Annotated in this window: 11 protein-coding genes and 1 pseudogene; 7 read left to right on the forward strand and 5 right to left on the reverse strand. The window is 36.4% G+C overall.

The window, feature by feature from the left end; genetic code table 11:
- Positions 1–37: 37 nt before the first annotated feature.
- The 5 genes from Q0X66_RS14330 (at position 38) to pyk (ending at position 4326) form a co-directional block, all read left to right on the forward strand.
- On the forward strand, positions 38–271 hold the full coding sequence (locus tag Q0X66_RS14330; RefSeq protein WP_009778413.1) for an acyl carrier protein: 234 nt from the start codon (positions 38–40) through the stop codon (positions 269–271).
- A gap of 110 nt (positions 272–381) precedes the next feature.
- Positions 382–1632: a beta-ketoacyl-ACP synthase II gene (gene fabF / locus Q0X66_RS14335; RefSeq protein WP_297707562.1), complete on the forward strand. Its 1251-nt coding sequence runs from the start codon at positions 382–384 to the stop codon at positions 1630–1632.
- Positions 1633–1640: 8 nt separating this feature from the next.
- On the forward strand, positions 1641–2384 hold the full coding sequence (gene rnc, locus Q0X66_RS14340) for a ribonuclease III (RefSeq protein WP_297707563.1): 744 nt from the start codon (positions 1641–1643) through the stop codon (positions 2382–2384).
- A 30-nt stretch (positions 2385–2414) separates the two neighbouring features.
- Complete coding sequence (locus Q0X66_RS14345; RefSeq protein WP_297707564.1) at positions 2415–2879, forward strand: IPExxxVDY family protein; 465 nt, start codon at positions 2415–2417, stop codon at positions 2877–2879.
- Between the two features lie 4 nt (positions 2880–2883).
- On the forward strand, positions 2884–4326 hold the full coding sequence (gene pyk / locus Q0X66_RS14350; RefSeq protein WP_297707565.1) for a pyruvate kinase: 1443 nt from the start codon (positions 2884–2886) through the stop codon (positions 4324–4326).
- A 31-nt stretch (positions 4327–4357) separates the two neighbouring features.
- Here pyk and Q0X66_RS14355 read toward each other — a convergent pair whose 3' ends face one another.
- Entirely contained in the window at positions 4358–4879 is a 522-nt protein-coding gene (locus tag Q0X66_RS14355) for a PAS domain-containing protein (RefSeq protein WP_297707567.1), read from the reverse strand.
- Between the two features lie 315 nt (positions 4880–5194).
- Positions 5195–6295, reverse strand: coding sequence for a DNA polymerase IV (gene dinB / locus Q0X66_RS14360; protein ID WP_297707569.1), 1101 nt, complete (start codon positions 6293–6295; stop codon positions 5195–5197).
- A 33-nt stretch (positions 6296–6328) separates the two neighbouring features.
- On the opposite strand from dinB, the gene Q0X66_RS14365 reads away from it, so the two are divergent.
- Entirely contained in the window at positions 6329–6997 is a 669-nt protein-coding gene (locus Q0X66_RS14365) for an NAD(P)H-binding protein (protein ID WP_297707571.1), read from the forward strand.
- Between the two features lie 35 nt (positions 6998–7032).
- A complete protein-coding gene (locus Q0X66_RS14370; protein WP_297707573.1) occupies positions 7033–7506 on the forward strand; it encodes a CYTH domain-containing protein in 474 nt (157 codons plus the stop codon).
- A 27-nt stretch (positions 7507–7533) separates the two neighbouring features.
- Here the strand turns inward: Q0X66_RS14370 and pheS are convergent, their stop codons facing one another.
- The 3 genes and pseudogenes from pheS to Q0X66_RS14385 form a co-directional block, all read right to left on the reverse strand.
- The gene (gene pheS, locus Q0X66_RS14375; protein ID WP_297707575.1) at positions 7534–8553 is read right to left on the reverse strand and encodes a phenylalanine--tRNA ligase subunit alpha; all 1020 of its coding nucleotides are present in this window, start codon (positions 8551–8553) and stop codon (positions 7534–7536) included.
- A gap of 71 nt (positions 8554–8624) precedes the next feature.
- Positions 8625–10529 carry a SulP family inorganic anion transporter gene (locus tag Q0X66_RS14380; protein WP_297707576.1) on the reverse strand — a complete coding sequence of 635 codons (1905 nt, stop codon included), beginning with the start codon at positions 10527–10529 and terminating at the stop codon, positions 8625–8627.
- Between the two features lie 106 nt (positions 10530–10635).
- Positions 10636–10752 (reverse strand): annotated as a pseudogene (locus Q0X66_RS14385) (carbonic anhydrase); the annotation flags it as partial.

Here is a 10752-nt window from a genome sequence, read left to right on the forward strand (position 1 = left end):
TTTGCCAACGATTTAAATTTTTAAAACCAAAATTATTATGTCAGACATTGCATCAAGAGTAAAAGCTATCATCGTTGATAAATTAGGAGTTGATGAGAACGAAGTCGTAGCCGAAGCTAGCTTTACCAACGATTTAGGGGCAGATTCATTGGATACTGTTGAGTTGATAATGGAATTTGAAAAGGAATTTGATATTCAAATCCCTGACGACCAAGCAGAAAACATCGCAACAGTTGGCCAAGCTATCAGTTATATAGAAGAAGCCAAGTAAATTTATGAGTTCTTAATAAAGATTTATAATTATCCATGCGGTAATCGTGCTGCATGGATAATTTTTTTTAATTTACACTTAGGTTAGTCTTCAATTTAAAATTTGGTTAAATGCAATTAAAAAGAGTTGTGGTTACTGGACTTGGTGCTTTAACACCTATTGGCAATAACATTGAAGAATACTGGAAAGGTTTAGTGGAGGGCAAAAGCGGCTCAGCACCTATTACCTATTTCGATACAGAAAAATTCAAAACTAAATTTGCCTGTGAGTTAAAAAACTTTGATTCACAAAACTACTTTGATAGAAAGGAGGCTCGAAAATTAGATAAGTTTGCTCAATATGCCCTGATTTCTTCAGATGAAGCTATTATAGATTCAGGATTAGATCTGGAAAAAATAGATAAATTTAGAGTAGGGGTTATCTGGGGCGCTGGAATTGGAGGCTTGGAAACCTTTCAAAATGAGGTTCTAAATTTCGCGGCCGGTGACGGAACACCAAGGTTCAATCCTTTTTTTATTCCTAAAATGATTGCAGACATTGCCCCGGGTAATATCTCCATTAAACATGGTTTTATGGGGCCTAATTATACCACAGTATCTGCATGTGCCTCTGGTGCCAACGCTATGATTGATGCATTAAATTATATTAGATTGGGTTATTGTGATGTTGTTGTCTCGGGAGGAAGTGAGGCAGCAGTAGCGATTGCAGGGATGGGTGGTTTTAATGCTATGCATGCTTTGTCTACACGTAACGATAGCCCGGAAACAGCTTCTAGACCCTTTGATGCAACCAGAGATGGTTTTGTACTTGGAGAAGGTGCCGGGGCACTAATTCTGGAGGAATTGGAACATGCAAAAGCGAGAGGAGCCAAAATATATGCAGAATTAGTTGGAGGTGGACTATCGAGTGACGCATATCACATGACCGCTCCAAATCCGGAAGGTACGGGTGTTGTAAGGGTAATGGAGAATTGTTTACACGATGCGAATCTTAGGCCAGAAGATATTGATGCCATTAATACACACGGAACGGCCACGCCATTGGGCGATGTTGCTGAACTAAAAGCAATTAGTCGGGTTTTTGGTGATCATGCTGCGAACATAAATATTAATTCTACTAAATCAATGACAGGACATTTATTGGGTGCTGCTGGTGCGATTGAAGCAATAGCTTCAATCTTAGCAATGAAACATAGCTTGGTTCCACCAACTATAAATCATTCTGTAATAGACGAAAATATAGATCCAAAATTAAATTTAACGCTAAACAAGGCCCAGAAAAGGGAAGTTAATGTGGCAATGAGTAACACTTTTGGTTTTGGCGGGCACAATGCGTGTGTGGTATTCAAGAAATATAGCTAAAAAGCAAGATGAATTTTCCCTCAAATATATTTAATTCCCATCCTAAAGAGGATGGGGATTTTTTTTTAGGGATTTCAAATATATTAGGGTTTAAACCCAAGAAATTAAGTATTTATAAAAAGGCCTTTCTTCACAGGTCCGCGAATATAAAAGATAAAAATGGCCTGCCATTGAATTATGAGAGACTTGAATTTCTTGGCGATTCTATGTTAGGGACTATTATTTCCCGATACTTATATAATGAAGTTCCTAATGGGGATGAAGGATACTTAACCAAAATGCGCTCTAAAATAGTGAGCAGAAAACATTTAAATGAATTGGGTAAAGATTTAAATCTCATATCATATGTAGAAAGTAGAATCCCCAAATCACATTTTGGCGATAATATTCATGGCAATGTTTTTGAAGCTCTGGTAGGTGCAATTTATTTAGACAAGGGTTATAAATATTGCGATAAGTTTATTAACGATCGCGTAATAGATCCTTATGTAGACATTGAACAATTGGAAGGAAAAGTAATAAGTTATAAAAGCCTGGTGATTGAATGGTGCCAAAAGCAGAAAAAGGAATTCAATTACAAAGTATATGAGGATACTGGTAAGGACCCTCTAAAGCATTTTGCGGTTAAACTTTCAATAGATGACAGAGTAATGGCTAAGGCAAGGGCTACTTCAAAAAAGAAAGCTGAGGAAAAGGCATCTAAAAGAGCATTTTTTGCACTGCAGGATAAAATGGGGAGGATACAGATATAATAATCTTATATTTACAGTTTACTCAAAGAAATGATCACATTGCATAAATTTTCTGATGATTTTTGTGAAGAAAATTTTGTGCTCATTGCATTACATAGTGGTTTGGAAGATTATTCTTTAGCCTATGCCTTAAATATGGCACTTAAGACCAGTTTAAAAAGATCTAAGACAGACCTGGATATCTCAAATGAAACCTCCTTTCCTGTTTATGAATGGAAAGATGAACTTAATGATAGGAATTGGACTTTGATTGTAAATACTAGTATTAAAGATGAATATTTGGAATTTGATGATCTTTTTAGCAATGAAACATCTTCTACTGTTTATCACTTAATACCTGAATACAAGGATGTTGATTATTTATTAAAAATTGAGCAGGAAGAAGATGAAATAGATAGTGCTATGCTGGATTCTATTCTTGAAATACCCAAGATAATTACAGCATACCAAATTGAAACCAATAAACTAAAATCCAAGCAAAATTTAATTATATAGTAGTATGCCTAATACAAAAAAGACAAAAATTGTAGCTACTTTGGGGCCGGCAACGAGTAAAAGAGAAGTCCTAAAGGAGATGATAGTATCCGGAGTGGATGTCTTTAGGATTAATTTTTCCCATGCAGATTATGAAGATGTTACCGATCGCGTCGAAATGATTCGCTCACTTAACGAGGAATTGGGAATGTATACAGCCATTCTTGCAGATTTACAAGGTCCGAAATTAAGAGTTGGGGTAATGGGCGGCGAAGTTATAGTCACACCAGAAGACGAGATTACTTTTGTAACAGGGGAACCATTCGAAGGAAATGCCGAAAAAGTATATATGAATTATTCGAGTTTTCCAAAAGATGTAAACCCGGGGGAACATATTTTGCTCGACGACGGAAAACTAATGTTTGAAGTCCTTACCACGAATAGGGAGAATGAAGTAAAGGCGAAAGTAATACAGGGAGGGCCATTGAAATCGAAGAAAGGAGTAAACCTTCCAAATACCAACATAAGCTTACCTGCTCTTACTGAAAAAGATATTGAAGATGCCATATTCGCAATATCTCTCGAAGTAGATTGGATTGCCTTGTCTTTTGTAAGATTTAGTCAGGACCTTATCGATCTTCAAAATTTAATAAGGGAAAATTCTAAACACAAGATTCCAATTATTGCAAAGATTGAAAAACCGGAAGCAGTAAAAAATATTGATAAAATTGTTTCTTATTGTGATGGGATTATGGTTGCACGAGGAGACCTTGGTGTGGAAGTTCCCGCTCAGGAAGTTCCACTAATCCAAAAGAAATTGGTGCTAAGAGCTAAAAAAGCCAGAATTCCGGTAATTATAGCCACTCAAATGATGGAAACCATGATTACTACTCTTACTCCAACAAGGGCTGAGGTTAATGATGTGGCAAATTCCGTAATGGATGGGGCAGATGCGGTAATGCTTTCTGGGGAGACTTCTGTAGGAAATTATCCGGTTGAGGTTATACAAAAAATGGCGAGTATCCTGAATAGTGTTGAAGGATCTGAATTAATTCGCGTTCCTCAGGAACCACCCCATATTCGGACAAAAAGGTATATTACAAAATCTGTTTGTTATCATGCAGCTATAATGGCGAATGAAATTAATGCAAAAGCCATATCTACACTTACTAATAGTGGCTATACTGCATTCCAAATTTCAGCATGGAGACCAAGTGCTCATATATTGGTATTTACCTCAAACAGACGAATATTAACACAGCTAAATCTACTTTGGGGCGTTAAAACATTTTACTATGATAAGTTTGTTTCAACAGACGAGACCATCGAAGATGTAAATAGCATTGCATGTAAAAAGGGTTTTTTAGATGTTGGTGATATGCTTATAAGTTTGGCTGCAATGCCAATAAAGAGCAAGGGAATGGTGAATACACTAAGGGTTACCGAAATCGAAACATGTACCTTCTAGATGTATATTCAGAATAATCAATTAGAATTTCTTAAGCCACTTCTCGCTCGAAAGCAATAAAGTTTACAATCTTTCCCTTTTTATTGAAAATGGGTTCTCCTTTAATCCAACAGTTATAAGTAGAGCCATCTTTTCTGTAATTAATTACGATAGCTTCAAAAGGCTCCATGTTTTTAATCGCCTTGGTAATGGTTGCGGTAATTTTACTGCTGGTTTCTTCGCCCTGAAAAATTTTCGGATTTTTACCCTTTATCTCATTTAAGGTATAACCGTTCATTTTAAAAACATTATTCGTGGCATATACAATTTTTAATTCAGGGTCGGTTACAAGTATGACCTCTTCTTTATCCATGAGTTCCTCATTGAAAGTATTCCTGTATGACCAGCGGTTACTTTGAGCAAGGTTTTTTAGAAATCTAAGATCATCTAAATCCTTACAGGTTTTATCAAAAAAAGATCCAGAAAGATCCCACGATAAAATGGGCAGGACTTTTGGTTTATTATGCATATAGAAATTGGACGCAGCCTTATCGTAATTTAATAATTCCTTCATTGATTCTAATTCCTTTGAAAACTATTAAAACTTTGAATGTGGTGTTGAAATATCTTAAACCAAAAAACGGACTTAAAAAATTTCTTTCTCACAGCAATTTTTATCAATACTACTAAAAGATATTTAAGTGGTAAAATTTGCATAGCTTATTAACAGTTTTGTTTAATAATTGCAGTAAACAGGGCTGTTTTTAGTTCTCAACTATAAACAAAAAAATAATTATTTTCTATCGATTGGACCGCTAATAGTTGAATAAGCATTTTCTATTAAAGGAGGTTTTTCGACAAAATAAACCGGAGTGAACAAGATTTTTAATTAGAAATCAAACTCAAGTTGAACTGTTACAACATCTTTTATTTTATACGCTTCCCTGATATCGGTATTCAAATTCGCCAGGGAAATACCTAATAAGCGCACTGAGTTTTCTAGTTTTTCCTGATATAATAATTCCCTGGCAGTCTCTAATATTAGATCTTTATCTGCTACAAAATTGGGCAAAGTTTTACTTCGTGTTTGGAGGCTAAAATCACTATATTTTATTTTTAAGGTAATTGTTTTACCCGCTATTTCAGATTTCTTTAACCTGCCTTCCAGTTCCTGCGCAATCAGACCTAATCTTTCTAACAAGAAAATCTCACTGCTGAGATTTTCGCTAAAAGTTCGTTCGGCGCCTACGGATTTGGGAATACGATCAGCCTTAACAGCGCTATTATGGATACCTCTTACGACATGGTAATAATGAGTTCCACTCTTTCCGAAATGATCTTCCAAAAATTGCAGGGATTTGCTTTTCAAATCTTTACCAGTGAAAACACCCAGTTTATACATCTTATCAGCAGTAACTTTACCAACCCCGTAGAACTTTCTTATTTCTAAATCTTCCAGGAATTGAAGTACTTCCTCGGGATTGACTGTTTTTTGTCCATTGGGTTTGTTATAATCGCTTGCTATTTTGGCCACAAATTTGTTAATAGAAATCCCGGCCGAAGCGGTTAATCTCAATTCGTTAAAAATTCGTTGCCTTATTTCCTTCGCAATTAAAGTGGCTGAAGGGTTTCCTTTTTTATTCATGGTAACATCCAGATAAGCCTCATCTAAAGAAAGAGGCTCCACCATATCTGTATAATCCAGGAAGATTTCCCGAATTTGTTGTGATACTTCTTTGTATCTATGAAATCGTGGTTTTACAAATATAATATGCGGACAATTTTGCCTTGCGAGATAACCGCTCATGGCGCTTTTCACCCCAAATTTTCGAGCCTCGTAACTTGCAGCAGATACAACCCCTCTTTTTTCACTACCACCAACTGCGACAGGCTTTCCCTTAAGTTCGGGATTATCTAATTGTTCAACTGAGGCGTAAAATGCATCCATATCTATATGTATTATTTTTCGTATGGAGAATTCATTGCGCATATTCAAATTTAAGGTATATTTAGTCTAATTGAAATGACACAAAAAACAGCAATTATATTAGGTGCTACCGGCTTAACAGGGAGTCTTTTATTGCAGATGCTTCTAAAAGACAATAGGTATAAGAAAATAAAATTATTTTCAAGGAAAACGGTAGGAATAAAGCATGACAAGCTACAGGAGCACCTGATCGACTTGCTGAAATTATCCGATCACGTAAGTGATTTTCTGGCAGATGAAGTTTTTTGCTGTATAGGCACCACCAAGGCTAAAACCCCTGATATAGACCTTTACAAAAAAATTGATTACGGCATTCCTCTTAACGCTGCAGAATTATGTAAAAAGAACAGAATAGGAACATTTGTTGTAATCTCGGCATTAGGGGCAAGCGCTGAAAGCAAGGTTTTTTATAATAAATTAAAGGGGCAAATGGAAAATGTAGTAGTTTCCATGGGAATTCCTAAAACTCATATTTTACAACCATCACTTATTGCAGGATATAGGGAGGAGAAAAGGCCTGGTGAATGGCTTGCAAAGAAAGCATTTATTGTTTTTAATAATATTTTGACAGGGCCATTTAGGAAATACAGATCAATACATCCTCAAACAATTGCCCGTTGTATGGTATGGCTGGCAAATAATCCATATGAAAGAGTAAAAATTCCTTCTGATGAAATCGTAAAGTTGGGAGCAATGGAAAACTAAGAGCATCCTCATCTTTGGCTTAAGTTTGAACGAATATGATAGAAATAGAAAGAAAGTATCTGGTGAATTCAAGTGATTATAGGTCCTTAGCATTTTCAAAGTCACATATTGTTCAAGGATTTTTAAATTCACATCCTGATAGAGTAGTGCGAATAAGAATAGCAGGTGACAAAGCATTTTTGACTGTAAAAGGTAGATCTAACACCGCAGGCACTACCAGATTTGAATGGGAAAAAAAGATACCAATCCATGAAGCTAAGCTGCTTTTAGAGCTATGCGAAAAAGAAATTCTGGAAAAAATCCGGTACTATATAAGAATAGGCGCCCATATAATTGAAGTAGATGAGTTTCTTGGCTCAAACAAAGGGTTGGTGATAGCAGAAATTGAAATAGAAAAAGAAGATGATAATATTGAAGTGCCTTCCTGGGTAGGATTAGAAGTGACAGGGGATATCAAATATTACAATTCTCAATTAAGCAAATGCCCTTATAAAGAATGGAAAGTGTGATATGAAAGTTATTAAACAGAATTTAATTTAAAAAGCACTTTTAAATTGTTCCAGGAATCTAACGTCATTTTCACTGAGCAAGCGGATATCTGAAATTTGATGAAGTAGTAATGTGATGCGATCTATACCCATTCCAAAAGCAAAACCTGAATAGGTTTTACTATCTATACCGCAGTTATCCAATACATTCGGGTCTACCATTCCGCATCCCATTATTTCCAACCAACCTGTTCCTTTAGTCATTTTGTAGTCCGTTTCTGTTTCCAATCCCCAATAGACATCAACTTCGGCACTAGGCTCTGTAAATGGGAAATAAGATGGCCGAAGCCTGATTTTCGACTTACCAAAAAGCTCTGTTGTAAAAAACTGCAGTGTTTGCTTTAGATCTGCAAATGATACTTTCTTATCGATATATAGTCCTTCTACCTGATGAAAAAAACAATGCGACCTGGCCGAAATTGCCTCATTTCTATACACTCTGCCCGGGGAGATAGTTCGGATGGGCGGTTTATTGTTTTCCATATACCGCACTTGGACAGAAGACGTATGGGTACGCAAGAGCACGTCGGGATTAGTTTGAATAAAAAAGGTGTCCTGCATATCTCTGGCGGGATGGTGTTCCGGCAAGTTTAAAGCGGTAAAATTATGCCAGTCATCTTCTATTTCAGGCCCCTCAGAAACATTAAAACCTATTCTGGAAAAGATATCTATGATTTGGTTTTTAACTATTGAAATTGGGTGGCGAACCCCAAGTTCCATTGGCTCGGAAGGCCTTGTAAGATCATTATAGATTCTTTTTTCCTGGCTTCCAAGTTCGATGGCTTTTTTAAGGGTATTTACCTTTTCAGAAGCTTTACTTTTAAGTTCGTTTATTGTTTGACCAAATTCTTTTTTCTCTTCTGCAGGGATATTTTTGAATTCAGAAAAGAAATGATTCAACAGACCTTTTTTACCGAGGTATTGAATTCGGAAAGCCTCAATTTCCTGAGCATTATCTGAAGAGAAGTCATTTACTTCGGCAAGGTGTTTTTTTAGCAGGTCTATCATTCCCATTTTTAATAAATAAGCCTTCTAAACATGGCAAAAGGCAAAAGAAAAAGCAAATTTATAACAAATATCTATTTAGGGGGCATATTTATGATAAAACCATCTTTCATTGTCTTGTCAACTATATCCAATTGCTCAATACATTTAACACATTCATCAAACTTTTTAAAAATATGTTCTCTGGGAACAAGGTCTGGAATAATATCTATCCGTTCCATCATATATTTTGGCTGGTCCAAAACATTTACAAAATACGGCGTGATTTTATTCTTTATCAATTCCTGTAGTACTTCCTCCATAGCATAGAGACCAGATTGGTCCATATATTGCATCCGACCAAGCCGTAAGATAACTATCCTAGCTGTTTTGGGAATTTGCTCTGCTAGCCGCTGAAAATCACTTGTAGTTCCGAAAAAAAGCGGGCCCTTTAGATGTTTAATAAAAACATCCTGTTTTAGGTTTTCGGGAAAGTTCTTCTCATCCGCCCAGGATTTTTCCTTAAGTAAAGGTTTAACATCTGACCGTTGAGCGGTAAGGTCTCCCATTTTTTTCATGAACATTAAAGATGCTATAATCAGGCCTATACCAACAGCATATACGAGGTTCCAAAATGTTGAAAGCACCAAAACAACCAACATTACCAGAACTTCAGAACTAAGTGGTATGGGGCCTAATTTGATATCTTTTGGCAAGCTTGGAATTGCCCGTAATCCTTTATAATCCATTACACTTACTCCCACGGTGATCAAAATCCCTGCAAGAACGGCGGCAGGTATTTGTGAAGCAACAGGACCAATTAATAGTAAGATCATTAATAAAATTATACCGGCAAGCATTCCGGATAATTTTGTTTTCCCTCCGGAATTAATGTTTACTACGGTTCGGATAGTTGCGCCTGCACCTGGCAGACCTCCAAAAATTGCGGCAATACTATTACCAATGCCCTGTCCTACCAGTTCTTTGTTAGGGTTATGTTTGGTTTTAGTCATATTATCAGCAACAACAGAAGTCAGAAGAGAATCAATGGCGCCTAATAAGGCAAGTGTAAGAGCCGTAAAAATGTAGGGAGTAATAGCGTTAAGTTTAAATTTGGTAAAAATCTCCAATTTTGGCATTGGAAATCCCTCCGGTATTTTTTCTATAGTCCTGTAATCCAAATCAAATCCGTAGGCAATTCCGGATACGACTATCAGGGCCACAAGTGTGCTTGGAATGATTTTAGTAATTTTTCTAAATCCATATATAATAAGAATGGTGGCCACGGCAAGAATAAGTTCAAGCCAATTAATATTATTTATAGCTTTGGAAAGTACTTTAATAGCCCCTAGAACCCCTGAAGCTTCCGTGGAAGCAAGTGTTCTTGCTTCATCTAATATCGCATTTTCAGTAATTTCTCCTGATCTGTTGATGGTTTCTTCGAAATCTTCAAGAACCAGAATACCCTCTCCCGCTTCCTCCCGTAAAATATTCTCAAGAATCAACTCTTCCGCTTGCGGAATAAACTGATTTACAAATTCCGAATCTTCTTTCGGGTAATAACCAATGGCTGGAAGAATTTGCGTAATGATAATTATTGCTCCAATAGCCGTCATAAAACCAGATACAACAGGATAAGGTATATATCTTATATATTTTCCTATTCCAAGGATTCCCAATCCAATTTGAAAGAGTCCTGCCAACAGGAACACAGCTAAAATAGCGGGCAAGGCCTTTTCAACACTACCGTCGTAGATAGCAATGATACTGGCTATGACAACCATGCTCACAGCAGTCATAGGGGCTGTTGGCCCTGAAATCTGAGTATTTGTACCTCCAAAAAGAGCGGCAAAAAAACTTATAAATATAGCACCGTACAATCCGGCACTTGGGCCCAAACCTGATGAAACCCCAAAAGCCAATGCCAAAGGCAAGGCTACAATTCCTGCGGTTAATCCGCCAAAAAAGTCTCCTTTGAAATTTGAGAACAGGGTTTTCATAATGATGGGTCGATTAGTTTGTTATAAAGAGAAAAGATAGTATTTTTTAGTAATAAAAGAAGCCAATGCATACACATTGGCTTTCCTTTAACATTTAGAGCATAGTTTACAAAAACGTAACTTTTCCGTTGTTGATATCATACATCGCTCCAACTATTTTTATTTCACCATTGTCCTCCATTTCCTTTAATACGGGACTCATATTTCGAGTGTTTTCAATGGT

This window comes from uncultured Eudoraea sp., assembly GCF_947260015.1.
Lineage (GTDB): Bacteria > Bacteroidota > Bacteroidia > Flavobacteriales > Flavobacteriaceae > Eudoraea.

Excerpts from the sequence above, each read along its gene's own strand:
- Q0X66_RS14330 (WP_009778413.1), top strand. The coding sequence starts at position 38 with ATGTCAGACATTGCATCAAGAGTAAAAGCTATCATCGTTGATAAATTA.
- fabF (WP_297707562.1), top strand. The coding sequence starts at position 382 with ATGCAATTAAAAAGAGTTGTGGTTACTGGACTTGGTGCTTTAACACCT.
- rnc (WP_297707563.1), top strand. The coding sequence starts at position 1,641 with ATGAATTTTCCCTCAAATATATTTAATTCCCATCCTAAAGAGGATGGG.
- Q0X66_RS14345 (WP_297707564.1), top strand. The coding sequence starts at position 2,415 with ATGATCACATTGCATAAATTTTCTGATGATTTTTGTGAAGAAAATTTT.
- pyk (WP_297707565.1), top strand. The coding sequence starts at position 2,884 with ATGCCTAATACAAAAAAGACAAAAATTGTAGCTACTTTGGGGCCGGCA.
- Q0X66_RS14355 (WP_297707567.1), bottom strand. The coding sequence starts at position 4,879 with ATGAAGGAATTATTAAATTACGATAAGGCTGCGTCCAATTTCTATATG.
- dinB (WP_297707569.1), bottom strand. The coding sequence starts at position 6,295 with ATGCGCAATGAATTCTCCATACGAAAAATAATACATATAGATATGGAT.
- Q0X66_RS14365 (WP_297707571.1), top strand. The coding sequence starts at position 6,329 with ATGACACAAAAAACAGCAATTATATTAGGTGCTACCGGCTTAACAGGG.
- Q0X66_RS14370 (WP_297707573.1), top strand. The coding sequence starts at position 7,033 with ATGATAGAAATAGAAAGAAAGTATCTGGTGAATTCAAGTGATTATAGG.
- pheS (WP_297707575.1), bottom strand. The coding sequence starts at position 8,553 with ATGATAGACCTGCTAAAAAAACACCTTGCCGAAGTAAATGACTTCTCT.
- Q0X66_RS14380 (WP_297707576.1), bottom strand. The coding sequence starts at position 10,529 with ATGAAAACCCTGTTCTCAAATTTCAAAGGAGACTTTTTTGGCGGATTA.